The sequence below is a fragment of the Microlunatus sp. GCM10028923 genome, from assembly GCF_042666975.1.
Taxonomy (GTDB): domain Bacteria; phylum Actinomycetota; class Actinomycetes; order Propionibacteriales; family Propionibacteriaceae; genus Microlunatus.
Map to the genome: position 1 here is coordinate 1 of NZ_JBHTFF010000017.1, position 25,027 is coordinate 25,027.

The following is a 25,027-nucleotide window of genomic DNA, read 5'->3' on the forward strand; positions in this document are numbered from 1 at the left end:
GTGACGGCGCTCTTGTGACAGCAAGGCCCCTATCGGGACACGCCCCCAGCCGCCCGGTGGCAGCAAGCACCGCACGCGACGACAGGCCGACAGATCCAGTCAAAGGCAAACCAGACCAGGCACAAGTTGGGTCAGACCCACCGCCGCGAACGGCACTTGACGATCCTCACAGGCACAAGTGCAGCGACACGCCGCCAGAACGCCTGCTTTTGTGCCCGGTCGGCGGAGTTTGTTGGGGGGGTCAGGTCAGGGGGAGGTACATCACGTGGAGGCCGACCAGGCCGTGTTCGCGGTGGTCGAAGGCGTCGGGGACGGTGCCGATGATCATGAAGCCGAGGGCCTGCCAGAGGTGGACGGCGGCGGTGTTGGTCTCGACGACGGCGTTGAACTGGATGCCGTGGAAGCCGTTCCGGCGGTGCCAGTCGATCATGTACGTGGCGAGGGAACGTCCGACGCCGCGGCCGCTGCGGGTGGGGTCGACCATGAAGCTCGCGGTGCCGATGTGGCTGCCGGCGCCGGGCCGGTTCGGGCCCATCTTGGCGCTGCCCAGCACCTCGCCGTCCTCGACCGCCACGACGGCATGGTCCGGCGGCGGCTGCAGCCACAGGTCGCGGGCCTGGACGGCGGTCAGGTCGAGCGGGTAGGCGTAGGTCTCGCGGGCTTGCACGATGCGATCGAAGAACGGCCAGATCTGCGGCCAGTCCTCGGCCGTCGCGGTACGGATCTCCACGGGATCACGGTATCCGGCTCTCACCCCGGTGATGATCGAGCAGTCGCCCGAGCAGCCGGACCAGGGTCTTCCGCTCGGCCGCGCTCAGCGGCGCGACGAACTCGTCCTGAACGCCGGTGACGATCCGGTGCAGCTTGCGCAGCCGGCGCTTGCCGGCGCCGGTGACGGTGACGACGTTGCGCCGCCGGTCCGCCTCGTCCGGGGTGCGCTCGATCAGGCCGTCGGCCACGAGTTCGTCCAGGGCGGCCACCACGTCGCTCCGGTCGATGCCGGTACGGCGGCCGAGCTCGGCCTGGCTGAGCGGACCCGACTCGTCGAGAGCCGCCAGCAGCCGGAAGTGGTACGGCCGCGCACCCTCCTCGGCCAGCCGGTCGACCAGCAGCCGGTGGCTGAACAGGGAGGCCTGGCCGACCAGCCAGCCCGGCATCTCGGCGAGCTGGGAGAACGCGGGCTTCTCGGCAGGGCTCATGGACGGAGTCTAGCGAATTCATTGGTATCCCCCACGGAATGGGTTACTGTTGGCGGCACCAACATTGGCAACACCAACAGATTCGGGGAACTCCCATGAAGACGATCGACGTACTGGACTCCTTCCTCGCCTACCGCGAGGCCGGCACTGGCGGCCCGACCGTGGTCCTGCTGCACGGCAACCCGACCTCCTCCCACATCTGGCGCAACGTACTGCCGGTGATCGCCGAGCACGCCCGCGTGCTGGCGCCGGACCTGATCGGCATGGGCGAGTCCGGCAAGCCGACGCTGGCGTACACGTTCCATGATCACGCTCGCTACCTGGACGCCTGGTTCGACGCGGTCGGGATCGACGAGGCGGTGCTGGTCGGCCACGACTGGGGCGGCGCGCTGGCGCTCGACCGGGCCGCCCGGCTGCCCGGAACCGTCCGCGGGATCGCTGTGCTGGAGACGTTCCTGCGCCCGCTCAGCTGGTCGGACTATCCCCCGCCGGCCGTCGAACTGTTCCAGGCGCTGCGCACCCCTGGCGTCGGCGAACGGATGGCGATCGACGACAACTGGTTCATTGAAACCGCCTTGCACGCAACGAATCCCGGCATCTCCGACGACGACCTCGCGGTCTACCGCGCACCGTACGCCGACCCGGCGAGCCGGCTGCCGCTGCTGCAGTGGGGCCGGTCCCATCCGGTGGACGGTGAGCCGGCCGACGTAGTGGAACGGGTGCTGGCGTACGACCGCTGGCTGGCCGACAGCCCTGAGGTGCCGAAGCTGCTGCTGACGACCGAGCCGGGCAGCCTGGTCTCCCCCGCGATCGTCGACTGGGCCCGGGCGAACGTCCCGTCGCTCGAGGTGCAGAGCATCGGCCCGGCCGGCCACCATGCGCCAGAAGATCAACCCAACGCGATCGCCTCGGCGGTCACCGGCTGGCTCGACCGAGTCGGCAGTTCAGCAGCGACACGCCGCTGAAACGCCTGCTTTTGTGCCCAGTCAGCGGGGGTGGTGTGGGTTATTGGTTGATGCGGTAGACGTCGTAGACCGAGGGGACGCCGCGGACGCCGCGGAGGACGTGGTCCAGGTGGGTCGGGTCGGCGGTCTCGAAGGTGAAGCGGGCCTTGCAGATCCGGTCCTTGGTGGTGGACAGGGTGGCCGACATGATGTTGACGTGCTGGTCGGACAGCGCCCGGGTGATGTCGGAGAGCAGCCGGTTCCGGTCCAGCGCCTCGACCTGGATCGCCACCAGGAAAGAGCTCTTCGCGGTCGGCGCCCAGCTGACCTGGACCAGCCGTTCCGGCTCGGACTGCAGGTTCGAGGTGTTCACGCAGTCGGTCCGGTGCACCGAGACGCCCTGGCCCTTGGTGACGAAGCCGATGATGTCGTCGCCGGGCAGCGGCGTGCAGCACTTGGCCAGCTTGACCAGCAGATCACCGGAGCCGTCGACGTGGATTCCGCAGTCGTTCGCCGAGGTCGACGGACGCCGCCGGCGGCCGGTGACGACCTGGTCCTCGCCTGCCTCGTCCGCGGCCGCGTCCGCGCCGCCCTCGACGCTGATCAGCCGGTTCAGCACCGCCTGGGCACCGACGGTGCCCTCGCCCACCGCCGCGTAGAGCGACGACACGTCGGGCATCTTGAAGAAGCCGGCGACCGCGGTCAGGTGCTCGAAGGTGAGCAGCCGCTGCAGCGGCAGGCCGCCCTTGCGGAGTTGCTTGGCCAGCGCCTCCTTGCCGATCTCGATCGACTCTTCGCGGCGCTCCAGCGTGAAGTGGTGCCGGATCTTGTTCTTCGCGCGCGGGCTCTTGACGAAGGTCAGCCAGTCCCGGCTCGGCCCGGCGCCGGCGGCCTTCGAGGTGAAGACCTCCACCACGTCGCCGTTGGCGAGCACGGACTCCAGCGGCACCAGCCGGCCGTTGACCCGGGCACCGATCGTCTTGTGCCCGATCTCGGTGTGGATCGCGTACGCGAAGTCGACCGGGGTGGCGCCCTGCGGCAGCGAGATCACGTCGCCCTTCGGCGTGAACGCGTACACCTCGGTGCTGTTGATCTCGAACCGCAGCGAGTCGAGGAACTCGCTCGGGTCGGCGGTCTCGCGCTGCCAGTCGAGCAGTTGGCGGACCCACATCAGGTCGGTGCCGTCGCCCTTGATCTGGTGGCTCGGGCCGCCCTTGCCTTCCTTGTACTTCCAGTGCGCGGCGACGCCGTACTCGGCCCGGCGGTGCATCTCGTCGGTCCGGATCTGCAGCTCCACCGGCTTGCCCTGGGGGCCGAGCACCGTGGTGTGCAGGGACTGGTACATGTTGAACTTCGGCATCGCGATGTAGTCCTTGAACCGCCCGGGCAGGGGGTTCCAGCGGACGTGCATCTGACCCAGCGCGGCGTAGCAGTCGCGCACGGAGTCGACCAGGATGCGCAGGCCGACCAGGTCGTAGATGTCGTTGAACTCGCGGCCGCGGACGACCATCTTCTGGTAGATCGAGTAGTAGTGCTTCGGCCGGCCGGTGACCGTCGCCTTGATCTTGGCGCCCTTCAGGTCGGCCTCGACCTGGGCGATCACCTCGGACAGGAACTCGTCCCGGCTCGGCGCCGCCTTGGCGACCAGCCGCACCACCTCGTCGTACACCTTCGGGTGCAGGGTGGCGAAGCAGAGGTCCTCGAGCTCCCACTTGATCGTGTTCATGCCGAGCCGGTGGGCCAGCGGCGCGTAGATCTCGAGCGTCTCGGTGGCGGTCTTGGTCTGCTTGTCCGGCCGTACGTAGTGCAGGGTGCGCATGTTGTGCAGCCGGTCGGCGAGCTTGATCACCAGCACCCGGATGTCGCGGCTCATCGCGATCACCATCTTGCGGATGGTCTCCGACTTCGCCGACTCGCCGTACTTGACCTTGTCCAGCTTCGTCACGCCGTCGACCAGCAGCGCGATCTCGTCGCCGAAGTCGCGGCTCAACTGGGCCAGCGTGTACGGCGTGTCCTCGACCGTGTCGTGCAGCAGGGCCGCACACAGCGTCGACTCGGTCATGCCCAGCTCGGCCAGGATCGTGGTGACCGCCAGCGGATGGGTGATGTACGGGTCGCCGCTCTTGCGCAGCTGACCGGTGTGCCAGCGTTCGGCCGTCCGGTACGCCCGCGCGATCAGGCCAAGATCGGCCTTCGGGTGGTTCGCCTTGATCACCGCGAACAGCGGATCCAGCACCGGGGTCGCGCTGCGGCCGCCGCTGCCGAACCTGGCCAGCCGCTGCCGCATCCGGACCCGCGGCTGCTCCGGGCCGGTGGTCAGCCGGACCGGGACCGCCGGGCTGGCGGGCGCGTGACCGTTCGTTCCGTTCGAGGTGCCGTTGCCGTTGCTGCCGTTCGGGTCGAGTTCGTCGAGCGGCGGCCGGACCCGGGGGGTCAACGGCGAAGGAGGACGGGAGTTGTTGCCGGTGGGAGCCGGTGCCGGCCGGGCGCGCCGGGGCGTCGGGCTCGTCTCCGGGCCCGGGTCGACTGCCGGGTCAACGGCAATCCGCGGGTCGCTCACGGCGAACACCCCCTCACCAGTTCCTGCCCAAGTCTAGGGGTCGTACCGGACCGGGAGTTCAACCGCTTCGGCTCCCACGCCCGCCACGCCCGAGACTGTTCTCGCAGTTGAAACGCTCAGACTGCCTCCTGGCATTCCCGCTGGCAAGTCCTCAGCCAGGAACGCCGGGCCGGGCTTGCCCCCGAAGCCGCTTTCGTGCTGTCGCCGTACCGGCGGGAATCAGACCTCCGGTTCGGGGATCCGGTCGCCGGTCCGCTCCGCCTCGGCGCGACGCACGACGACCACCTGGTCGCCGGTCTGCAGGCTGGCCACGGTCGGGTCGTAGAACCGGCGCAGCGTCTTGTTCCGGACCACCGCGACCACGTGCTCGGTCCGGATGTCGGCGGGCTGGCGGCCCACCTCGTCGGCGGTGATCTGGCGTTCGGCGACCTCGAGTCCCTCCCGGGTGGACAGCAGGTCCTCGATCACGGTGCCCAGGTTGGGGCTGACCGCGGACAGCCCGAGCAGCCGGCCGACCGCCTCCGAGGAGGTGACCACGGCGTCGCCGCCGGACTGCCGGACCAGGGACGCGTTGTCCTCCTCGCGGACCGCAACGACGACATGGGCGGACGGGTTCAGCTGCCGTACGGTCAGCGTCACCAGGATCGCCGAGTCGTCCCGGTCCAGGGTGATGATCACCTCGCGGGCCTTGACGATCTCGGCCCGGCGCAGGATGTCCCGCCGAGTCGCGTCACCCTCGATGGCGGCGTAGCCACGCAGGTTCGCGTCGTTGATCGCGGTGGCGCGGCCGTCGATGATCACGATCTTCGACGGATCGCAGCCGCTGTTCTCCAAGGTCTCGACGGCGCTGCGGCCCTTCGTGCCGAAGCCCACGATGACGACGTGGTTGCGCATCCGTTTCCTCCACCGTCCGTCCATGAAGATCCGCCGGCCCTCGGTGGCCAGCACCTGCAGTGTCGTACCGACCAACAACACCAGGAACATGACCCGGAGCGGTGTGATCAAGATCGCGTTCAGCAGCCGCGAGTGCGGCTCGATCGGGGTGATGTCGCCGTAGCCGGTGGTGGTGACGGTGACGGTCGAGTAGTAGATCGCATCGATCAGCGACACGTGGCCGTCGAGGTTGTCGGTGTACGCGTCCCGGTCGAACCAGACCAGCGCCACCGAGGCCGCCAGCAACAGGGCCGCCAGCAGGATCCGCTGGAACAGCTGCTGGGCCGGCGACGGCCGGGTGTCCGGCAGACTGACCAGCGCCTGGTTCCGCCACCGGCCGCGGTTGGTCCGGACCCACTGCCGGCCGAAGGCGCTCACCGAGGTTCGGCGGTCTCGCCGGGCTCGGCGGGCTCCGAGCCCGCCGCGTCCTCGGCCTCCCCCGGGGCGTCGAACTGCAGCACCGAGACGACCTCGGTGATCCCCTGCTCGGCCAGCCGCTGCCGGCCGCCCAGGTAGGCCAGCTCGATCAGGACGGTGACGCCGACCAGTTCTGCACCGCTGGACCGGATCAGCTCCGCCGCGGCGCCGATGGTGCCGCCAGTGGCCAGGACGTCGTCGACCAGCAGCACCCGATCGCCCGGGGACAGCGCATCGGCATGGATGGCGAGCGACTCGGAACCGTACTCGAGGTCGTACTTGGTCTCGAGGACCTCGGCCGGCAGCTTGCCCGGCTTGCGGACCGGGACGAACCCGGCGCCCAGCGAGAGCGCCACCGGGCTCGCGAACACGAAGCCGCGGGCCTCGACGCCGAGCACCGTGTCGACCTCGGTCGGGGACAGCCGGACCAAGGCCTCCACGGCCTTGGCCAGGCCGCCCGGCGAGGCGATCAGGGGCGTGATGTCCTTGAACAGCACGCCGGGTGTCGGAAAGTCCGGCACGTCGCGGATCAGCCCCGCCAGCTGTTCCTTGGTCTGGTCGGTGACGAGGGTGGTCACGATTTCCTCCGCTGGCTCCTTGGCTTGTTCTGCGGTTGCGGCCGCTTTGCCGCGGCTTCGGACAGCGGCCGGGTCACCCGCGACGGCGGGGTTGCGGCCGAACCGACCGAGATGGGCATCGACGACTTCGACTTCGGGTAGTTCTCGAACTCGGTGTCGTCCTCCGTCGACGCCTCAGCGGCCTCGACGTCGTCGGGTTCGGCGGGCTTCTTCGCCGCCTTGGCCGCAGTCGCCGCCGGCTCCGTCGGAGCGGAGGCCTTCTCCTGCTTCGAGCGCCGGGCCAGCACCCGCGCGGCCAGCTTCTTCATCTCCGGCTCGCGCTCCTTGAGCTGGGCCAGCAGCGGGGTCGCGATGAAGATCGAGGAGTACGCACCGGAGACCATGCCGACGAACAGCGCCAGCGACAGGTCCTTCAGCGGACCGACGCCCAGGATGAACGCGCCGGCGAACAGCAGCGCCGCCACCGGCAGCACGCCGATCACCGTCGTGTTGATCGACCGGACCAGCACCTGGTTCACGGCCAGGTTCGCGGCCTCGGAGTAGGTCCGCGAGTTGCTCGTCTTGAGGTCGCGGACGTTCTCCCGGACCTTGTCGAAGACCACCACCGTGTCGTACAGCGAATAGCCGAGGATGGTCAGCATGCCGATCAACGTCGCCGGCGTGATGGTGAAGCCGGACAGCGCGTAGATCCCGACGGTCAGGATCAGGTCATGGATCAGTGCCGCCAGTGCGGTCAGCGACATCTTCCAGTTCCGGAAGTAGACGCCGATCATCAGCGACACCAGACCGAGGAAGACGAACAGCGCGATCACGGCCTGCTGGGTGATCTGCTGCCCCCAGGACGCGCCGATCAGGCTGTACGTCACGTCGTCGCCGGGGACGCCGGCGACCTCACCGATCGACTTCCGAACCTCCGGCACCTCGGACTCGGCATCGAGCGTCCGGGTCTGCACCCGGACCGTGTTGTCACCGATCGTGGTGACCTCGATGTCGTCCAGGTCGGGCACGCCCGAGCCCTTGACGGCTTCGCGCACCTGGTCGACCGTCTGCGCGTTGACCTGCATCCCGACCTGGAAGTCGGCGCCGCCGACGAACTCGATGCCGAGGGTGAGCCCACGGATCGGGATCGCGGCGAGCGAGATCACCAGCAATGCCGCGGAGATCAGGTAGAAGATCTTCCGCTTGCCGACGAAGTCGTACGAGACCTCTCCGGTGTACAGCTTGTGGCCGAACTGGGACAGCCTGGACATGTCAGGCCTCCTTCGGGGCCGGGTCGCCGACCTTGACGGTGCGCCGGCGGCCTCGGCTGCCGGGCAGGGCCGCGACACCGAGGTGGTTCGGATCGAGGCCGGACAGCTTGTGCCCGCCGCCGAAGAACTTGGTCCGGGCCAGCACGCTCATCAGCGGCTTGGTGAACAGGAACACCACGGCGACGTCGATCAGCGTGGTCAGGCCGAGGGTGAACGCGAAGCCCTTCACCGCGCCGATGGCCAGGAGGAACAGGATGATCGCCGACAGCATCGACACCGCGTCCGCGATCAGCACGGTCTGCCGGGCCCGCAGCCAGCCGGTCTCGACCGACGTACGCAGACTGCGCCCGTCGCGGACCTCGTCGCGTATCCGTTCGAAGTAGATGACGAACGAGTCCGCCGTCACCCCGATCGCCACGATCGCGCCGGCGATGCCGGGCAGGTTGAGCGCGAAGCCGACCGAGGAACCGAGCAGCACCATGAAGGCGTACGTCACGGCCGCCGCGACGACCAGCGAGGCCAGGACCACGATGGCCAGGCCGCGGTAGTAGAGGATCGCGAACGCCATCACGAGGATCAGGCCGATGATGCCGGCGATGATGCCCGCCTGCAGCTGCTCGCCGCCCAGCGTCGCTGACACGTTGTCCACCGACGACACCTCGAAGGCCAGCGGCAGCGCGCCGTACTTCAGGATGTTGGCCAGCTCGGTCGCCGTGGCCTGGTTGAAGCTGCCCTCGATCTGCGCCCGGCCGTCCGGGATCGACACCGTGGTCGGCGCCGAGATGACCTGGGCGTCGAGCACGATCGCGAACCGGTTCTTCGGCTCGGTCTGCGCCGACAGTGCCTTCGTGACGGCGGCGAACTGCTTGGTGCCCTCGTCGTTGAACTGGAGGTTCACCACCCAGCGGACATCGTTCTGCGGGATGCCGGCCGAAGCGGAGCTCAGCTTCTCACCGATGATCAGGGTCGGGCCGAGCAGGTACTTCTCGGTCTTCTCCCGGTTGCAGGTGATCAGCGGCTGGTCGGCCACGTCGGGGAACTTGTCGCCGCACTGGTACGACGCGAAGTCCGCCTGGTCGTTCTGATTCGGCTGCCAGGCCAGCGCCTTGTCCTCCGGGGTGCCCTGGCCGGGCTCCGTCGGCCGCGGCACCTTCGGCGGCGGCGGCGCGGTCGGCAACTGCGGTGCCGGACGGCCGTTGCCCGTCGGTGACGAGGTCGGCGACTCGCTGGGCGCGGGCGACCCGCTGGGCGACGGCGACCCGCTCGGGGTCGGCGTCGGTTCCGGCTCAGGCTGCGTCGGCGTCACCTGCTCGGCCGCGTAGACCGCACGGAACCGCAACAGCGCGGTCTGCCCGACCAGCCGGACCAGTTCGTCCTGCTGGACGTTCGGCACCGAGACCGTGATCTGGTTGCCGTTGGCCGTCGTCACCTCGGACTCGCCGACGCCGAGGCTGTCCACCCGGTTCTGAATGATGGTCTGGGCCTCGCTGAGACTTTTCTCGTCGACCGGCCCACCGCCGGTGACGTTACTCACCGTCAGCGTGATCGTGGTTCCACCCCGCAGGTCGAGACCGAGCTTCGGCGTCCAGGTCTGGTTGAGCGCCATGATCCCGAAGAGGGCGGCGACCAGGACGGTGAAGACGATCAGGATACGGCCCGGGTGGCCGCTGTTCGATGCCACGTGCTTGCTAATTCCTTGTCGAGAGCTGGTGCGATGTCATTCCTGGGACGCGAACGTCATTCCTTGGGCGAGGCCTTGTCGGACGGCTGCTCCGAGGCCGGCTGATCGGTCGCCGGCTGGTCCGCGGAGGCCTCGTCGGCGTCGTCGTCCTGCTTGATCGAGTACTCGCGCCAGGTCTGCTCCCCCGGCTCGTCGGCCTCGGGCTTGGCGGCGTCGGCATCGGCGTCGTCCTTGAGGTCCAGCGTCGAAGCGGGCTCCTCGGGCTCCGGCACGGTGCTGTTGACCGTCTCCGGGTTGTCCTCGTCCTCCGGGCCGGCCACCCGCACGATGGCCTGCTTGAGCACGGTCAGCTCGTTGCCGGGCGACAGCTCCAGCACGGCCTGCTTGTCGCCGATCCGAAGGATCGTGCCGAACACACCGCTGCCGAGCAGCACCCTGGTCCCCGGCTGCAGCGCGTTCAGCGTCTCCTGCTGCTTCTGCTGCCGCTTCCGTTGCGGCCGGATCATCAGGAAATAGAACGCGACGACCATGAGACCGATCAGGACGATCGTCATGACTGGCGAATTGGGGTCCATGTCTCCACAAATCAGCGTCGGGGCGCGGGGTGCGATGCCCACGCCGGATGTGCGCCGGCAAGCGCCGACCGCCGTACTCTACCCAGTCTCCCTGGGAACAGACAGGCGGCAGCGGCCGCGAGTCCGGACCGATGTCCTGACCGTGACCTCCGGAGCCGACTCCGGTCCCGGTCCCGGCGGGAGTCTCAATCCGGCGGCAGGCCCGGGCTGGAGAGCAGGCCGCCGTCGACCGGGAGGACGTGGCCGGTGATCCAGGACGCGTCGGACGAGGCGAGGAACGCCACCGCCCCGGCGATGTCCTCGGGCTCGCCGACGCGGCCGAGCGGATACAGGCCTACCAGCCGGTCGGCACCACCCGGCTGGTCGTCCCAGACCCGGGTCCTGATCGTGGCCGGCGCGACGGCGTTGACCCGGATGCCGTCCCGGGCCAGCGCGGTGGCCAGGTTCCCGGTCAGCGAGGTCAGGCCCGCCTTCGCCGCGGAGTACGGCGCGCTACCCAATGAGGTCAGCGCGTTGATCGAGGAGATCGTGACGATCGCCGGGCCTCGGGTGCTCCGCCGCAGGTGTGGCACCGCGGCCCGGCAGCAGCGGACCACGCCGAGCAGATTCAGGTCCAGCATCCGCGACCAGACGGCGTCGTCGGTCTCCTCGAAGGCGCCGTGCGCCGTGTCGCCGCCGGCGACGTTGATCAACAAGTCGAGCCCGCCGGCGGCTGCCGCCGCGAGGTCCACGGTCCGGGCCACGGCGTCGGGATCGGTGACGTCCAGCCGGTGGGCCGCATGATCACCGCCGCTCACTCCAGGGAGTTCGGCCGCCACGGCACCGGCCGCCGGCGCGTCCAGGTCGGTCACCACGACCCGGGCGCCCTCGGTCGCCAGCCGCAGCGCGCAGGCGCGGCCGATCCCGTACCCGGCACCGGTGATCAGCGCTGTGCGGCCGTCGAACCGCGAGAGTCCCGTCATGCTGAACCGCCTAGGAGAAGAGGTCGGGTGGATCGTCCACGGCGCCGCGAGCGCCGGCCGGCGCGGTCAGGCCGAGATGCCGCCAGGCGGCCCCGGTGGCCACCCGGCCGCGCGGCGTCCGCATCAGGAAGCCCTCCCGGACCAGGAACGGCTCGGCCACCTCCTCGACCGTCTCGGCCTCCTCGCCGACCGAGATGGCCAGTGTGGACAGACCGACCGGCCCGCCGCCGAACCGCCGGCAGACGGCGTCGAGTACGGCGCGGTCCAGCCGGTCCAGGCCCAGCTCGTCGACCTCGTACAACTCGAGGGCCGCGCGGGCGACGTCGCGGGTGACCAGGCCGTCGGCGCGGACCTGGGCGTAGTCGCGGACCCGGCGGAGCAGCCGGTTCGCGATCCGTGGCGTACCGCGGGACCGGGACGCGATCTCCCGCGCCGCGTCCGGCCGGACCTCCACCGTGAGCAGGACGGCGGACCGGTTGACGATCCGCTCCAGGTCCTCGTCCGCGTAGTAGTCGAGCTGGGCGGTGAAGCCGAACCGGTCCCGCAGCGGACCCGGCAGCAGCCCGGCCCGGGTGGTCGCGCCGACCAGGGTGAACCGCGGGATCTCGATCGGGATCGCCGTCGCGCCCGGGCCCTTGCCGACCACGACGTCGACCCGGAAGTCCTCCATCGCCAGATACAGCATCTCCTCGGCCGGCCGGGACATCCGGTGGATCTCGTCGAGGAAGAACACCTCGCCCTCGACCAGCCCGGACAGGATCGCGGCCAGGTCGCCGGCGTGCTGGATCGCGGGCCCGGACGAGATTCGGATCGGTGCGCCCAGCTCGGCGGCGATGATCATGGCGAGAGTCGTCTTGCCCAGGCCGGGCGGGCCGGACAACAACACATGATCAGGTACGGCCTCGCGATGGCGCGCCGCGTCCAGCACCAGGCCGAGCTGGTCGGAGACCCGAGCCTGACCGGTGAACTCGGCCAGCGTGCCGGGGCGGGTCGCCGACTCCAGCGCCCGCTCGTCCGGCTCGGCGTCCGGGTTGGTCAGTTCGATCTCGCTCATCGTGGCCATTGTGTCAAGGGCTGACGAATCGGAGCGGCCGACGGGCCGACAGGAACTGGTCCACCGGGAGTCATTGACGCGCGGGGCTCTCGCTGGCGACGATGAATGCGTATACAACGCTATCTACGGAGCCACCTGAGGTGAGCTCGACGCCCGGGAGGCGAGATGCGCTCGACACGTGTGTCCGGACGGAACCCGATCTTGATGCTGGCCCTGCTGGTCCCCGTGCTGCTGGCGCTCGGGCTCTGGGTCGTACCGGACCGGGCCGAGGCCGAACCGGCCGCCGCTCCGGCCCAGACGGTGCGCAACCCGCTCCGGGAGGGCGTCGCCGATCCGTGGCTCTTCACCCATCGCGGCAGCTACTACCTGACGTACACGACGGTGGACCGGATCGTGCTGGTGAAGGCGAAGTCCGTCGCCGAGCTGGCGACGGCGCCGTCGACGACGATCTGGCAGGACTCCTCGCCGGAACGCTGCTGCCACATCTGGGCGCCCGAGATCCACTTCCTCAACGGCCGCTTCTACGTCTATTACACGGCGCAGGACAGCAGCTCGGACCTCTCCAAGCACCGGATGTACGTGCTGGAGAGCCAGGGGTCTGATCCGATGGGCCCGTACTCCTTCAAGGCGAAGCTGGCGACGCAGAACGACTTCTCCATCGACGGCACCGTGCTGACGATGCCGAACGGGAAGCTCTACCAGGTCTGGTCCGGGCACCTGAACGGCAGCCCGCAGAGCCTGTTCATCGCGCAGATGAAGAACCCGTGGACGCTGGCGGGGCCGACGACGCTGCTGTCCGAGCCGACCTATGACTGGGAGAAGCACGGCCTGGTCAACGAGGGGCCGACGGCGCTGCGCCGCGGCGGCCGTACCTTCCTCTTCTTCTCCGCCAGCCAGTGCGCGACGCCCGACTATGCGGTCGGCACGCTCGAGTTCACCGGCGGCAACGTGCTGGACCGGCGGTCCTGGAAGAAGTCGACCAGCCCGGTGTTCCAGCGCAACGACGCCAACTGGGTCTTCGGCCCGGGACACAACAGCTTCTTCACCTCCCCCGACGGCAAGGAGGTCTGGAACGCCTACCACGCGGTGACAAGTTCCAGCGGAGCCCCGTACGGCAGCTGTGGCGGCGACCGGTCGCTGCGGATCGACAAGGTCAGCTTCGCCGCGGACGGCACCCCCAAGCTCGGCGTGCCGTCGGCGAGCTGGCAGAACGTCGCCCTGCCGTCCGGCGACCCGGGCGTCGCCCCGGTGCCGGACGGGACGTACCGGATCGCGCCGAAGAACATCCCGGCCGGAGCGCTCGACGTGCTCGACTGCTCGACCGCGGACGGCGCCGACGTGTCGGTCTGGAACGACGTCGGCAGCGCCTGCCAGCGGTGGCGGCTCAGCTACCTGAACGACGGCACCGGGACGTACAAGATCATCAACGACGACACCGGGAAGGCCCTGCATCTCGCCGGGTGCTCGTCCGACCTCAACACCGATGTCGTGCAGTCCGGCTACACCGGGGCCGACTGTCAGCGCTGGTACGTGGACCGGCTGCCCGGTGATCACGTACGGATCACCTCGAAGCTCGGCGGCCGCTCGCTCGACGTGGCCGGCTGCTCGAACACGCCACGCGCCGATGTCCGGGTCTGGAACTACTGGCAGGACGACTGCCAGAAGTGGAAGCTGAACCCGGTCTAGAGCTTGATCATTTCTTGGCCAGCGACTTCAGCGCGGCCCGCATGATCTCGGCGACGCCGAGATCGGGGTCGTCCGCGACCAGGGATTCCACGTTGTCGCAGGCGGCGTCGGCATCGCGGGCGGACCAGCCGAGGCCCTGCAGGCCCTGGCTTACCTGATCCCGCCAGGCCGCCGGCCGGCTCGGCGCGGGCGCGGCCGGGCGGTCGGCCAAGCCGACGGAGTTGATCTTGTCCTTGAGTTCGATCACGATCCGCTGGGCACCCTTGCGGCCGATGCCAGGGACTGCGGTGAGCGCGACCAGGTTCTCGGTGGCGATCGCGGCCCGCAGGTCGTCCGGGCTGAGTACGGCGAGCGACGCCTGAGCCAGCTTCGGCCCGACCCCGGACGCCGTGAGCAGCAGCTCGAACAGCTCCCGCTCCTCGGTGGTGCCGAAGCCGTACAGCGTGAGCGAGTCCTCCCGGACCACCAGCGAGGTGGCCAGGGTCGCCGGCTGGCCGAGCCGGAGCGCGGCGGCGGTGTTCGGGCCGCACTGGACCAGCATCCCGACGCCGCCGACCTCGAGCACCGCCGAGGTCGCGCCGAGCTGGACCACCTCGCCGGTCAGCCGCGCGATCACGAGGCCCGCCCGCGGGTCGCCCGGCCGGTCGCCGCGGCGTAGGCCGCCCGCTGCCGGGCCTGCTGGGCCGCCGCCGCGCCGGCCGCGTCGGCCAGCCGGGACGTCCCGCCGCCGCGCCAGACGTGGCAGATCGCCAGCGCCAGCGCGTCGGCCGCGTCGGCCGGCTTCGGCATGGCGTCCAGCTTGAGGATTCGGGTCACCATCTGTCCTATCTGTTCCTTGCCGGCCCGGCCGGAACCGGTGATCGCCGCCTTGACCTCGCTCGGCGTGTGCAGCGCCACCGGCAGGCCGTGCCGGGCCGCGACCAGCATCGCGATCCCGGCCGCCTGGGCCGTACCCATCACGGTCTGCACGTTGTGCTGGGCGAACACCCGCTCGACGGCGACCGCCGCCGGCCGGTGCGCCACGACCCACTCCTCGATCCCCTGCTCGATCTGCAGCAGCCGGCGGGACGGGTCCAGGTCGGCCGGCGTCCGTACGACCCCGACGGCGACCATCGTCGGCGGCCGCCCGGGCCGCCCGTCGACCACGCCGAGCCCGCACCTGGTCAGCCCGGGGTCGACCCCGAGCACGCGCAGCGACCCATCCGAACACACGTTCGGAACCTTATCCGGTGGCCCGCTCCACGCTCGGGCGACGCGCCGTCGAGGTCGGCGTCGGGCCGCTCAGCAGGAACCCGCCTTGTGATAGCCGATCCAGAACTCGCCGTTGCCGTTCACATTCGCGTTCGTTCCGGGGTCCCCGACATGGTTGGTCCCCCAGATCTTGGTGCCGGCGATGAGCACGTACGGGTGCACGTGGCCGGCCGGCGTGATGTAACCCTGCTTGAAACTCGCGGTCGCGTTCGTGGCGCGGGTGCCGGAGGTCCAGCAGGCCCGACCCGTCGAGATCTTGCGCAGCACCAGGTCGCCGTTGGTCTGCATCCGGACCAGGTAGTTGCCGTTGCAGATCGCCTCCCCCGGCCCCAGCGATCGTGATTCGTTGAAGTTCTTGCCGATGCATCCCGGCGGGTACGCCGCGGCCGGCGACGCCCCCGCGGCCAGCACTCCGCCGGCCGCGATCACGGTTGCGGCTCCGGCCACCAATCCCGTCATCCAACGCATGTCAGACCTCCTCGACCGAGTGGCGGGCCCGCGGTTCGGGCCCCACGCAGTTCCCGCTCGGTCCCTCTCACCGACCAGTGGACCTCCGCCCACTGACGTGGCGCTGACGCGGCGCTCACGGCACCCGAGCGGGCATTTTCACAAATTGTTTGACCAAAGGGTGGAACGTTGAAACGAAGGCGCTGACCGGGCCCCGTCGGCGTTGGTACGTTCACCGCAACTGGCGGGGACTCGTGCCCCGGGGATCACCACACAAAGGAGTGGCGCCATGGTTTCCCGACGCAGTTTTCTCAAGATCAACACCGCCCTTGCGACAGCCGGTCTGACCGCCGGCTGGCTCGGCACGACGGCCTCCGGTGCCGCCGCGGCCGGAACGGGCCTGACCTGGACCGAGGGCCGACTGCTGCCCTCGTTCGCCCGGCCCAAGCATCTCGACGTGGCCGACATCCACACCCTGCACGGCGAAGATCAACTTCTGCTGACGACCCTGCAGGGCGCGGTGAACCGGACCCGGCCGGAGCTCTACTTCGCCTACGACGACTCGGGTGTCGACGACAAGTGGCTGGCCGGCATCGACGTACCGAAGACCGTCCATGATCAACCGCTGGACCTGGTCGGCCGGTACGCCGACAAGGTGGCCGGTGCGATCGTGTACGACCCCGCGGTGCGGGACACGGTCAACGTCGCGACGACGCTGGCCGGTCTGAAGGGTGCCGTGGTGGCCACGGCCGAGCAGGCGGAGACGTACCAGCTCAAGATCATCGAGGACCTCCGCGGCAAGTTCGACGGGCAGTCCAAGACCCAGATCTACCAGTGGCAGCTGGACCACCTGTGGCCGCAGTGCGAGCAGCGGCTGCTGACCGGTCTGCCGCCGACCCGGGTGGTCGATGTCGACGGCGTCACCTGGCGCGAGGTGGCCCGCGAGACCGAGCAGATCCGGGACTCCTCCAACCGCGACTTCTACACGTTCGATGTGTCGGCCGAGCTCGGTGGCGAGGCGGTCTTCGTGAAGTTCGGCGACGCGTTCGGCACCGATGGCTGGGGCGCGTCGGTCGCCTCGGTGAAGGTGCTCGCCGACGGCACCGAGATCGCGAACTTCCTGCCGGACACCGCCGAGGAGGCCGAGTTCCTGGTCGAGGGCGGCAACTCCTCGATCGGCGGCGACGCCAACCGGTTCGCCGACGGCGGCAACTTCTTCGTCTACCGGTTCGCGCCGCCCGCGGGCACCGCGAAGCTCGAGGTGACCGTCGACCTGTGGAACCAGTACCTGGTCTCGGCGACCGACACCGCGCCGACCCGGATCGAGCCGTTCCCGCACTTCCGCGACTACGTGGTGGCGACGAAGGCGATGGTGGTCTGGCTGGATCCGAACGGCGAGCCGGGCGAGCTGCTCCGGACGATCTTCGGCGCGACCGAGCCGACGACTCCGTACCTGGGCTGGTTCTCCAACGACGTCGCCGGCGAATGGGGCGGAGTTGATCTTGCTGCGACGCAGAGCGTCGAGGTGTTCGCGGCCGACTTCTTCACCAACGGCACCGTGCACGGCGGCGTAGCGGCCGACATCTCGGCCCGGATCCGGCCGATTCACCCGGTCGAGATCGAGAACAAGGCCTACGTCACGATGACCGTCGGCGAGGGCGACAACATCCAGTACTGCCAGCGGCACATGCGGAACCTCTGGGACAACCCGGACCGCGGCAAGGCGCCGACCAACTGGACGATCAGCCCGGTGCTCGCCGACACGGCTCCGGCGCTCTATCGGTACTACCAGGAGACCGCGACCGAGAACGACCTGCTGGTCTGCGGGCCGTCCGGGGCCGGCTACACCTACGGCGGGTCCTGGCCGCAGGCCGACTTCGACGCCTACACCGAGGTGACCGGACGCTATCTCCGGCTGACCGGACTTGATCTTGTGTACGCCTACAACAACCGGGACGAGAACGGCTGGATCCCGATGCCGGACTGGGTGATCAATTCGTACCGGGAGAACACGCCGTTGCGCGGGATCATGCAGTCCTGGGACGGCGGCGGGGTGATCGCGGCCGGGAAACTGCCGGTGATCGGACACTTCGGTGCGCCGGGTCAGGCGGTCGAGTTCAAGGCCGGGCTGGACGCCTACATCGCCGACTGGGATGGGAAGGCGCCGTTCTTCATCTCGGCCGGGATCTTCGCCTGGGGCTGGAACCCGACCGACATCGCCCAGCTGAACGACCTGCTGGCGGCCGACGACCGCTACCAGGTGCTGCTCGGCGACACGTTCTTCGATCTGCTCCGCCGGACGCCGAACCCCGGTCCGCCGCCACCCCCGCGGACCGCGTCGGCCCAGCAGCGCACCGGCGCCGCGACCCCGGAGCCGCGGATCACGCCCCGCTGACCGGATCCGTCCGAGGTCCCGGTCCGCCCAGCGGGCCGGGACCTCGGACGTTCAGTCGAGGCAGAACTCGTTGCCTTCCGGGTCGGCCATGATGATGAAGCCCTGGCTCATCGGCGGTGCCGGCGCGTTCCGCTTCAGTTGCTTGGCCCCCAGCGCCACCAGCCGCTCGCATTCCGCGTCCAGCGCGGCCATCCGCTGCTCGCCCTCCAGCCCGGGTGCGGCACGGACGTCGAGGTGGAGCCGGTTCTTGGCCGCCTTGCCCTCCGGCACCTGCTGGAAGTACAACCGCTGACCGGTCCCGTCGGGGTCGTGCACCGCCGATGCGCTGTTGCGCTGGTCCGCCGGCACGCCCCACGCGTCGAGCGCCGCGTCCCAGGTGTCAAAGCCGGGCGGCGGCGCGTCGAACTCGTACCCGAGCGCCTCGGCCCAGAAACCGGCCAGGGCGCCCGGATCGGCGCAGTCGAACGTCACCTGAAACGCCTTGGACATCTCATGACTCCTGTCGAACTCAGAACTTCCTGGTTAGAGCTCACTCTGCCAGCGGCCTCGGACAGTTCCGGGCCGCTGACCGTTCCGTCCGAGTCGGCGGTCGTGGCATGATGCGAAGGTACGGCCACGGCAGCCGGCTGCCTGCCCCGGCAACGGGACGGCGAATGCCGAACGTCCGCAGAGTTGATCATCGACGATGACACCGCCCGCGGAATGACTTCGGGTAACGCAGGCACCCCATGAGTTCACTCCGCGGAGAGGACATCTCATGATCATCCTGCCCACCGCACGCGAGGCCAAGGACCAGGCGAAGCGCCTGCGCCGCGCCCTGGCCGGCCGCGGCGTCGACCTCGGACATGCGCAAGCCCTGGAGCTCATCGCGGCTACGCACGGGGTCCGGGACTGGAACACCCTGTCCGGGCTCGCTCCCGCCGAAGCATCGGCCGGAGCCGTGGTCCCCATCTTGCGGATCTTCGACTGGGACGCGACCCAGGCGTTCTACCGCAAGTTCCTCGGCTGGACCGTGATCAGCCATCAGCAGTTCGAGGGCCACGCCCCGCGCTACCTGCGGTTGCGTGGCCCGGACGGCGTCCGGATCGATCTTTCCGAGCACCCCGGCGACGGCACGCCGGGCACCGCGATCTTGATCGAGGTCTCTGAGGCCGCCTCCTTGCACGCCGAACTGCTCACCCGGGATTTCGGGTACGCGCAGCCGACTCTGGAAGACTCGGAACACGGGCGCACCGTGACGTTGCACGACCCTTGCGGCAATCGGATCACGTACCTGGAGGTGCGGGCAGCCGTCGCCGACCGAGTGCCGGACGAGCTCTCGCCCATCGTGCACGAACTCCGTGTCGATCTTGAACCGGGCGCCGCGTTCGACCGCTTCACGTCCTTCTCCTGGTGGCGGAACTACGGCATCAAGGAAGGCGGCCGCGCCGTGATCGAGGACGGCGAGGTGATCTTCAAGAACCCCAACGGCGCGTTCTCGATCGGCACGATCACCGACTGGCAGCCGGGCCGCCGCTATGCGCAGACCTTCACCCTCGCTCAGGACCCGGACTTCCCGTCCAGCCTGACGGTCACCTTCACCCCGGCCGACGACGGCACCCTCGTCCGGTTCGAGCACGGCGGCTGGAACGCGACCAACGCCGGCCGCCGCGGCCACTTCGCGGAGTGGCCGATCATCCTGGCCGGCTACACCGAGCTGTCCTGACCTACCGTCATTCGACCGGGCCCGAGTACGCGCTGCAGGCGATGATCATGCACCCGCCGTAGAGCGCACCCGTGATCACCACGGCACCGGCCGCCAGCAGTCCGAGCGAGAGCAGGGCATCCCGGACGAGGTGGCGGCCGGGGATGCGGAAGCGCCAGGCGGCCCAGGCCGCGATCCCGCCGAGTGCCAGGGCTGCCGGCGGGATCTGCAGGATCAGCGGTCCCGGCAGGAAGACCATGCCGAGGAACATGCCGACCGCGACGACGAGGGCCCCGACCGTCGTCGCCCCGACCGCGGCAAGGAGACGGGTGCTCGAGCCGGGCGTGAACACGTTGCGGACCCAGCAGGTGACGAGCGACGCGACGAGGCCGGCGGCCACGGCGGTCACCGGAACGATCACCTGCGGCGGCACCGCCAGTCCCAGAACCAGGAGCGGCAAGATCACGATGAAGGCGACGATGGACGCCAGGACCCAGCTCAGCGGCCCGGCGGCGGGGCTGGTGGTGTCGGAACCCGTGGTGATCGTCATGGTCGGCATCCTCGGCTGGAAACTCGAGCCTAGTCCGATGTCGACGGCGGCGGGTCGGCTCCGACCTCGGGGGTGAAGGAACCCATCCAGACGAGGAGCACCGCCATGAACGATCAGATCAAGCCCGCACCGATCCAGGTACCGGATGCCGAGCTCAAGGAGCTCAAGGACCGGCTGGACCGGACCCGGTGGGCGCCCGAGCCGGTCGGCGGCGATGTCGGTTACGGCACCTCGAACGCCCGGGTCCGGGAACTGGTGACGTACTGGAAGGACCGTTACGACTGGCGGGCCTGGGAGGCCAAGCTCAACGCGTACCCGCACTACGAGACCGAGATCGACGGCACCCGGGTCCACTTCGGCTGGATCAAGTCGCCGGAGCCGAACGCGATCCCGCTGATCCTGTGCCACGGCTGGCCGGGCTCGGTGTTCGAGTACGTCAACGTCCTCGGCCCGCTCAGCGATCCGCGGGCGCACGGCCTCGACCCGAGCCTGGCCTTCGACCTGGTGCTGCCCTCGCTCCCCGGCTTCGGCTTCTCCGGGCCGACCACGGACACCGGCTGGGGCGTGGGCCGGATCGCGGCCGCGTTCGTCGAGCTGATGCGGCGGATCGGCTACACCAGGTACGGGACGGTCGGCAACGACTGGGGCTGCGGCATCGCCCCCGAGATGGGCCGGCTGGCGCCGGACGCGGTGATCGGGGCTCACGTCACCGAGGCCTGGTTCGACGCGCCCGACGACCCGGAGCTGATCGCCGGCCTGACGCCTCGGGACCGGGGCGCGATGGAGGCCTGGCAGGAGTTCTCCACGACGGCCGCGTACGGCATGGTGCACAGCGAGCAACCGCAGAGCCTGGCCCACGCGATCACCGATTCGCCCGCCGGACTGGTCGGCTGGAACGTCCAGTGCATGGGTGATCAGGAGATCGAGGCGATCCTCACCCACGCCTCGGTGCACTGGCTGACCAACACGGCCGGGTCGGCGATCCGGATCTACGCCGAGGCGGGCCGGGAGCAGTTGCCCGTCGCGGCAGACGTGCCGCTCGGCGTGATCCAGTTCCCGCACGACCTGCCGTCGGTCCGGGCCTTCGTCGAGCGGAACCACAACCTGGTGTCCTGGACCGAGGCGGACCGGGGCAGCCACTACGGCGCCTACGACGCGCCGGACCTGTTGATCAACGACCTGCGCCGGTTCTTCCCCGGACTCCGCTGACCCGATATTCGGTTCCGTCGGCAGGCGGGATCCTGCTATTCCGTGGGACATGATCGCCTCGGATCCACGCAGCCTCTGGCTCAGGCAACTGCGGCTGGAGGGCAAGGAACTCGACGCCGACGGCCGGCTGGTCCGCCTCCCCGGCGTCGAGCCGGACCCGATCCCGGACTGCGCCGTGACCAGGTTCGCCGATCACGACGAGCTGTCCTTCAGCAGTACGGCCGACGCTGCGCTGCTCGGGTTGCTCCGTGGCGTCGATCCGAGCCGGTTCTTCACCGCGAGCGATGACGCGTGGCTGACCGCCCACCGGCTCTCCGTGCTGCGATGCTCGACGTACCGATTCGCCGAGCCGGTGGCCGCCGGCCGCGACGGGCCGGCCGAAGTGGTTCGGCGCGGGCCGGAGTCGTTCACGGTGATCGCCGACGGCACGCCCGTGGCGTGGGCTGAATCGGTCCGCTCCGACGACGAGTCCGCGGAACTCTGGGTCCACACCGATCCGGCGCACCTGCGCCGCGGGTACGCGAGCCGGGCCGCGACAGCCTGGGCAGTGGCCATCACGGGCAGCGGCAGGACCGCGTTCTACAGCCACCTCGCCGCGAACGAGCCGTCCCGGCGGCTCGCGCGGAGCCTCGGCGTCACCCACCTGTTCGAGCTGGCGGCGCTCACGGCCGAACCGTGAGCTTGATCAGCACGGCCCGGACGCGACTTCGGCCGGCCGTCGTCGGGTACCGTCGGGCCGGATCGGAGGTGGGCAGTGCGTGATCCATGGGAGGGCGTCGACGAGCGGGGCCGGATCGTGACCGGCGCCGCCCGGTTCCGGGTGCCCGGTGCCTTCGAGCCCGTTCTCGAGGCGGCGCTGGCCACGGTGAACAAGATCGACCCGGCCGCGGACCTGCTCCTGTACGGATCCGTCGCGACCGGGCAGGCCGTGGTCGGTCGTTCCGATGTGGACCTGCTGGCGGTCGGGCTGTCGGCCGAGGCGGCCGGCGCGATCACCCGCGAGCTGTCGGTCCGGTTCGCCGGGCTCTGCCGCTCGGTGGAGGTCGGCGCGGTGGGCCGGCACGAGTACGTCGGCGACGGCGACATCCCGTACGGGAACCGGGTGTTCCGCCGCCACTACGGCGTGCCGCTGACCCGGCCGGACCGGCCGGACGAGCCGCCCTACCCGGCGGACCGGCGTGCGGCCCGGGCCTTCAACGGGGATCTGGCCCGGCACGCGGCCGGCTGGCGGGCCGACCCGGGCACGGACCGGGCCCGGCTGGCCCGGAGGGTCGGCCGGAAGACGCTGCTCGCCGTCGCCGGGCTGGTCAGCATCCAGGATCGGACCTGGACGACCGACCGCGAGTCGGCCGCGCAGCGCTGGGCCGAGGTCGAGCCTGCCTGGGCCGGTCCCCTGCACACCCTGTTCGCCTGGGGCGAGTCGGTCGTCGTCCCCGACCGGGCCGAGTTGGCGGAAGCGCTGGCGGCCGACGGCGTCGTGGCGGCCGTCGAGGCGTCGTTCGCCGACCGGATCGGGTTCTGGCAGGACGGCGCCGGCAGTTCCTGACGAACCGTGATCAGCGAGCCGCGGCGGCCCGGACGCTGAGGTCGGTGGCGATCCTGGTCGCGGCCAGGCCGTCCCGGCCGGTCGGCAGCAGGTCGGTCGGGCCGCCGGTCAGGGCGTCGGCGAACGCGGCGTACATGCCGTCGAACGACTTCTCCGGCGACCAGTCCAGCTCGCGGATCCCGGACCGACCGATCGCGACGAACTCGCGCTCCTCGCGCCGGTAGCGGAGCACGCCTTCGCTGCCGATCACTTCGTAGCTGAAGGTCGGCCGGGTGGCCGGCGCCGTGTGCCCGTACGCGATGCTGATTTCGATCATGACCTGGCAGCCGTCGACGTCGAGGTGGGCGACCAGGTGATCCGGCGTCTCCCGTCCCTCGACCCGGATCCCGACCACCGAGGTCGGCACCGGCTCGCCGCCCAGCCACCAGCGGGCCAGGTCGATCTGGTGCACGCCGCAGTCGATCATCGGGCCGCCCTCGGCGATCCGGCCCTCGCGGCGCTCGTTGACGCCGGTGAAGTGCTCCCGGTCGGCGAAGGCGCCGTGCAGGTCCCAGAGGTAGATCAGCCGGAGCGCCCGGGGTGTCCCGACGGCGCCTTCGCGGATCAGCCGCCGGATCTCCAGCGCCGCCGGCGCGAACCGGTACGTGAAGCCGACGTAGAGCGGCCGGTCGGCCTCCTCCATCAACTCGATCGCCCGCACCGAGCCGGGCTCGTCGAGGGTGAGCGGCTTCTCGCAGAGCACCGGCAGCCCCTGCCCCGCCGCCCAGGCGAGGTGCTCCTCGTGCAGCGTCGCGGGTGAGGTGATCACCACGGCGTCCAGGTCGGCGCCGGCCAGCTCGTCCAGCGTGCCGCACGGCCGGGCTCCGGTCGCGTCGGCGACCTCGGCCAGCCGCTCGCGGTCGACCTCGCAGACGGCCGCGAGGTCCAGACCGTGGGTCCTCAGGATGGCGGGCAGATGGCCGTACTGGGCGACCGCACCGCAGCCGATCAGTCCGACCCGGACCGATTTCTCGGGCACGCGGGATCCTTCCGATTCTGCCGAGTGGTCACCTCTGCAGCGACACGCCGCATTTTCGGCTGCTTTAGTGCCCGGTCGGCGGAGTTGGTTTGGGGGGGTCTAGGCGTCGACGAGGGCTTCGTCGGGAGCGTCGAAGTTCGCGTAGACGTTCTGGACGTCGTCGGAGTCCTCGAGCGCCTCGATGATCTTGAAGACCTTCTCCGCCGTCGGCACGTCGATCTCCTGGGTGAACGACGGGACGAACGAGACCTCGGCCGACTCGTAGTCGAGGCCGGCCTCCTGGACCGCGGTGCGGACCTGGACCAGATCGTTCGGGTCGGTGATCACCTCGAAGTTCTCGCCGAGGTCGTTGACCTCCTCCGGCCCGGCCTCCAGGGTCGCCTCCAGCAGGTCGTCCTCGGAGAGCGTCTTGCCCTCCTGCTCCTTGCCGACGATGACGACGCCCTTGCGGTTGAACATCCGGGCGGTGGACCCGACGTCGGCCATGGTGCCGCCGTTGCGGGTGACCGCGACCCGGACATCGGAGGCGGACCGGTTCCGGTTGTCGGTGAGGCACTCGATCAGCAGCGCGACGCCGGCCGGGCCGTACGCCTCGTACATCAGCGTCTCGTAATCCGTGCCGCCGCCCTCGGCGCCCGAGCCGCGCTTGACGGCGCGGTCGATGTTGTCGTTCGGCACCGACGACTTCTTGGCCTTCTGGATCGCGTCGTACAAGGTCGGGTTGCCGGCCGGGTCACCGCCGCCGACCCGGGCCGCCACCTCGATGTTCTTGATCAACTTGGCGAACAGCTTGCCCCGCCGTGCATCGATCACGGCCTTCTTGTGTTTGGTGGTTGCCCACTTGGAATGACCCGACATGCAGCCGATCCTAGTGCCCCGAAGCTGGGCTGGGTTCAGGCGTCGCCGGGCGGCCGTACGTTCATCACGTCGCAGGTGCCGCCGGAGCCGGTGCCCAGGTAGCGGAGGCCCAGTTGCTTCCAGTCGCTCGGGTGGCCGGTCGACAGATACCAGTCGCCGATGTAGGCCGCCCGGTTGATGCCGTCCGGCAATGCCCACTCGACCCGCCAGAAGTAGCCGTTGTTGCTGAC

At 69.9% G+C, this 25,027-nt stretch carries 24 protein-coding genes and 1 pseudogene; 7 read left to right on the top strand and 18 right to left on the bottom strand.

The annotated features are described in order from the left end of the window. Positions 1-241: 241 nt before the first annotated feature. Together ACFQU4_RS31200 and ACFQU4_RS31205 are read right to left on the bottom strand one after the other, a co-directional pair. Entirely contained in the window at positions 242-730 is a 489-nt protein-coding gene (locus ACFQU4_RS31200; protein WP_377499705.1) for a GNAT family N-acetyltransferase, read from the bottom strand. 4 nt (positions 731-734) lie between these two features. Then, positions 735-1,199 (bottom strand): MarR family winged helix-turn-helix transcriptional regulator, encoded by a 465-nt coding sequence (locus ACFQU4_RS31205; RefSeq protein ID WP_377499707.1) that lies wholly within the window; start codon positions 1,197-1,199, stop codon positions 735-737. 95 nt (positions 1,200-1,294) lie between these two features. Here ACFQU4_RS31205 and ACFQU4_RS31210 point away from each other — a divergent pair, with 95 nt between their 5' ends. Continuing rightward, positions 1,295-2,164, top strand: coding sequence for a haloalkane dehalogenase (locus ACFQU4_RS31210; RefSeq protein ID WP_377499709.1), 870 nt, complete (start codon positions 1,295-1,297; stop codon positions 2,162-2,164). A gap of 40 nt (positions 2,165-2,204) precedes the next feature. Here the strand turns inward: ACFQU4_RS31210 and ACFQU4_RS31215 are convergent, their stop codons facing one another. The 8 genes and pseudogenes from ACFQU4_RS31215 to ruvB form a co-directional block, all read right to left on the bottom strand. Further along, the gene (locus tag ACFQU4_RS31215; protein ID WP_377500006.1) at positions 2,205-4,430 is read right to left on the bottom strand and encodes a RelA/SpoT family protein; all 2,226 of its coding nucleotides are present in this window, start codon (positions 4,428-4,430) and stop codon (positions 2,205-2,207) included. Positions 4,431-4,922: 492 nt separating this feature from the next. Continuing rightward, positions 4,923-6,014, bottom strand: a complete 1,092-nt coding sequence (locus ACFQU4_RS31220; RefSeq protein ID WP_377499711.1) for a potassium channel family protein — start codon at positions 6,012-6,014, stop codon at positions 4,923-4,925. A gap of 77 nt (positions 6,015-6,091) precedes the next feature. Beyond that, a pseudogene (locus tag ACFQU4_RS31225) lies at positions 6,092-6,631 on the bottom strand (adenine phosphoribosyltransferase); the annotation flags it as partial. Further along, the gene (secF, locus tag ACFQU4_RS31230) at positions 6,628-7,881 is read right to left on the bottom strand and encodes a protein translocase subunit SecF (protein ID WP_377499713.1); all 1,254 of its coding nucleotides are present in this window, start codon (positions 7,879-7,881) and stop codon (positions 6,628-6,630) included. The pseudogene ACFQU4_RS31225 and the gene secF, both read right to left, overlap by 4 nt. A 1-nt stretch (position 7,882) precedes the next feature. Beyond that, positions 7,883-9,562, bottom strand: coding sequence for a protein translocase subunit SecD (gene secD, locus ACFQU4_RS31235; protein ID WP_377499716.1), 1,680 nt, complete (start codon positions 9,560-9,562; stop codon positions 7,883-7,885). 56 nt (positions 9,563-9,618) lie between these two features. Continuing rightward, positions 9,619-10,116 carry a preprotein translocase subunit YajC gene (yajC, locus tag ACFQU4_RS31240; RefSeq protein ID WP_377499718.1) on the bottom strand — a complete coding sequence of 166 codons (498 nt, stop codon included), beginning with the start codon at positions 10,114-10,116 and terminating at the stop codon, positions 9,619-9,621. 206 nt (positions 10,117-10,322) lie between these two features. Beyond that, complete coding sequence (locus ACFQU4_RS31245) at positions 10,323-11,099, bottom strand: SDR family NAD(P)-dependent oxidoreductase (protein ID WP_377499720.1); 777 nt, start codon at positions 11,097-11,099, stop codon at positions 10,323-10,325. A 10-nt stretch (positions 11,100-11,109) separates the two neighbouring features. Next, positions 11,110-12,153 (bottom strand): Holliday junction branch migration DNA helicase RuvB, encoded by a 1,044-nt coding sequence (gene ruvB, locus ACFQU4_RS31250; protein WP_377499722.1) that lies wholly within the window; start codon positions 12,151-12,153, stop codon positions 11,110-11,112. 165 nt (positions 12,154-12,318) lie between these two features. Here ruvB and ACFQU4_RS31255 point away from each other — a divergent pair, with 165 nt between their 5' ends. Continuing rightward, on the top strand, positions 12,319-13,839 hold the full coding sequence (locus tag ACFQU4_RS31255) for a family 43 glycosylhydrolase (protein WP_377499724.1): 1,521 nt from the start codon (positions 12,319-12,321) through the stop codon (positions 13,837-13,839). 7 nt (positions 13,840-13,846) lie between these two features. Here ACFQU4_RS31255 and ruvA read toward each other — a convergent pair whose 3' ends face one another. The 3 genes from ruvA to ACFQU4_RS31270 form a co-directional block, all read right to left on the bottom strand. Beyond that, positions 13,847-14,455: a Holliday junction branch migration protein RuvA gene (gene ruvA, locus ACFQU4_RS31260; protein WP_377499726.1), complete on the bottom strand. Its 609-nt coding sequence runs from the start codon at positions 14,453-14,455 to the stop codon at positions 13,847-13,849. Then, positions 14,452-15,033 (bottom strand): crossover junction endodeoxyribonuclease RuvC, encoded by a 582-nt coding sequence (ruvC, locus tag ACFQU4_RS31265; protein WP_377500008.1) that lies wholly within the window; start codon positions 15,031-15,033, stop codon positions 14,452-14,454. Before ruvC ends, ruvA begins: the two co-directional genes overlap by 4 nt. Positions 15,034-15,120: 87 nt before the next feature. After that, positions 15,121-15,558, bottom strand: coding sequence for a hypothetical protein (locus ACFQU4_RS31270; protein ID WP_377499728.1), 438 nt, complete (start codon positions 15,556-15,558; stop codon positions 15,121-15,123). A gap of 268 nt (positions 15,559-15,826) precedes the next feature. Between ACFQU4_RS31270 and ACFQU4_RS31275 the strand changes: the two genes are divergently transcribed. Beyond that, complete coding sequence (locus tag ACFQU4_RS31275) at positions 15,827-17,932, top strand: GxGYxYP domain-containing protein (RefSeq protein WP_377499730.1); 2,106 nt, start codon at positions 15,827-15,829, stop codon at positions 17,930-17,932. Between the two features lie 51 nt (positions 17,933-17,983). Here ACFQU4_RS31275 and ACFQU4_RS31280 read toward each other — a convergent pair whose 3' ends face one another. Then, complete coding sequence (locus ACFQU4_RS31280; RefSeq protein ID WP_377499732.1) at positions 17,984-18,421, bottom strand: VOC family protein; 438 nt, start codon at positions 18,419-18,421, stop codon at positions 17,984-17,986. A 268-nt stretch (positions 18,422-18,689) separates the two neighbouring features. On the opposite strand from ACFQU4_RS31280, the gene ACFQU4_RS31285 reads away from it, so the two are divergent. Further along, entirely contained in the window at positions 18,690-19,637 is a 948-nt protein-coding gene (locus ACFQU4_RS31285; protein WP_377499734.1) for a glyoxalase superfamily protein, read from the top strand. A 7-nt stretch (positions 19,638-19,644) separates the two neighbouring features. Here the strand turns inward: ACFQU4_RS31285 and ACFQU4_RS31290 are convergent, their stop codons facing one another. Next, positions 19,645-20,166: a hypothetical protein gene (locus ACFQU4_RS31290; protein ID WP_377499736.1), complete on the bottom strand. Its 522-nt coding sequence runs from the start codon at positions 20,164-20,166 to the stop codon at positions 19,645-19,647. 105 nt (positions 20,167-20,271) lie between these two features. Here ACFQU4_RS31290 and ACFQU4_RS31295 point away from each other — a divergent pair, with 105 nt between their 5' ends. From ACFQU4_RS31295 to ACFQU4_RS31305, 3 genes are all read left to right on the top strand, one after another. Beyond that, on the top strand, positions 20,272-21,375 hold the full coding sequence (locus ACFQU4_RS31295; protein WP_377499738.1) for an epoxide hydrolase family protein: 1,104 nt from the start codon (positions 20,272-20,274) through the stop codon (positions 21,373-21,375). A 49-nt stretch (positions 21,376-21,424) separates the two neighbouring features. Next, entirely contained in the window at positions 21,425-22,054 is a 630-nt protein-coding gene (locus ACFQU4_RS31300) for a GNAT family N-acetyltransferase (protein WP_377499740.1), read from the top strand. Positions 22,055-22,129: 75 nt separating this feature from the next. After that, a complete protein-coding gene (locus ACFQU4_RS31305) occupies positions 22,130-22,921 on the top strand; it encodes a hypothetical protein (RefSeq protein WP_377499742.1) in 792 nt (263 codons plus the stop codon). 10 nt (positions 22,922-22,931) lie between these two features. Here ACFQU4_RS31305 and ACFQU4_RS31310 read toward each other — a convergent pair whose 3' ends face one another. The 3 genes from ACFQU4_RS31310 to ACFQU4_RS31320 all read right to left on the bottom strand — a co-directional run bounded on the left by ACFQU4_RS31310 (position 22,932) and on the right by ACFQU4_RS31320 (position 24,988). Beyond that, a complete protein-coding gene (locus ACFQU4_RS31310) occupies positions 22,932-23,939 on the bottom strand; it encodes a Gfo/Idh/MocA family protein (RefSeq protein ID WP_377499744.1) in 1,008 nt (335 codons plus the stop codon). A gap of 99 nt (positions 23,940-24,038) precedes the next feature. Continuing rightward, positions 24,039-24,797, bottom strand: coding sequence for a YebC/PmpR family DNA-binding transcriptional regulator (locus ACFQU4_RS31315; protein WP_377499746.1), 759 nt, complete (start codon positions 24,795-24,797; stop codon positions 24,039-24,041). Between the two features lie 35 nt (positions 24,798-24,832). After that, positions 24,833-24,988: a hypothetical protein gene (locus ACFQU4_RS31320; RefSeq protein WP_377499748.1), complete on the bottom strand. Its 156-nt coding sequence runs from the start codon at positions 24,986-24,988 to the stop codon at positions 24,833-24,835. Between the last annotated feature and the right edge of the window lie 39 nt (positions 24,989-25,027).

Excerpts from the sequence above, each read along its gene's own strand:
- ACFQU4_RS31205 (WP_377499707.1), bottom strand. The coding sequence starts at position 1,199 with ATGAGCCCTGCCGAGAAGCCCGCGTTCTCCCAGCTCGCCGAGATGCCG.
- ACFQU4_RS31210 (WP_377499709.1), top strand. The coding sequence starts at position 1,295 with ATGAAGACGATCGACGTACTGGACTCCTTCCTCGCCTACCGCGAGGCC.
- ACFQU4_RS31215 (WP_377500006.1), bottom strand. The coding sequence starts at position 4,430 with ATGCGGCAGCGGCTGGCCAGGTTCGGCAGCGGCGGCCGCAGCGCGACC.
- secF (WP_377499713.1), bottom strand. The coding sequence starts at position 7,881 with ATGTCCAGGCTGTCCCAGTTCGGCCACAAGCTGTACACCGGAGAGGTC.
- yajC (WP_377499718.1), bottom strand. The coding sequence starts at position 10,116 with ATGACGATCGTCCTGATCGGTCTCATGGTCGTCGCGTTCTATTTCCTG.
- ACFQU4_RS31245 (WP_377499720.1), bottom strand. The coding sequence starts at position 11,099 with ATGACGGGACTCTCGCGGTTCGACGGCCGCACAGCGCTGATCACCGGT.
- ruvB (WP_377499722.1), bottom strand. The coding sequence starts at position 12,153 with ATGAGCGAGATCGAACTGACCAACCCGGACGCCGAGCCGGACGAGCGG.
- ACFQU4_RS31255 (WP_377499724.1), top strand. The coding sequence starts at position 12,319 with ATGCGCTCGACACGTGTGTCCGGACGGAACCCGATCTTGATGCTGGCC.
- ACFQU4_RS31270 (WP_377499728.1), bottom strand. The coding sequence starts at position 15,558 with ATGCGTTGGATGACGGGATTGGTGGCCGGAGCCGCAACCGTGATCGCG.
- ACFQU4_RS31275 (WP_377499730.1), top strand. The coding sequence starts at position 15,827 with ATGGTTTCCCGACGCAGTTTTCTCAAGATCAACACCGCCCTTGCGACA.
- ACFQU4_RS31280 (WP_377499732.1), bottom strand. The coding sequence starts at position 18,421 with ATGTCCAAGGCGTTTCAGGTGACGTTCGACTGCGCCGATCCGGGCGCC.
- ACFQU4_RS31285 (WP_377499734.1), top strand. The coding sequence starts at position 18,690 with ATGATCATCCTGCCCACCGCACGCGAGGCCAAGGACCAGGCGAAGCGC.
- ACFQU4_RS31290 (WP_377499736.1), bottom strand. The coding sequence starts at position 20,166 with ATGACGATCACCACGGGTTCCGACACCACCAGCCCCGCCGCCGGGCCG.
- ACFQU4_RS31295 (WP_377499738.1), top strand. The coding sequence starts at position 20,272 with ATGAACGATCAGATCAAGCCCGCACCGATCCAGGTACCGGATGCCGAG.
- ACFQU4_RS31300 (WP_377499740.1), top strand. The coding sequence starts at position 21,425 with ATGATCGCCTCGGATCCACGCAGCCTCTGGCTCAGGCAACTGCGGCTG.
- ACFQU4_RS31315 (WP_377499746.1), bottom strand. The coding sequence starts at position 24,797 with ATGTCGGGTCATTCCAAGTGGGCAACCACCAAACACAAGAAGGCCGTG.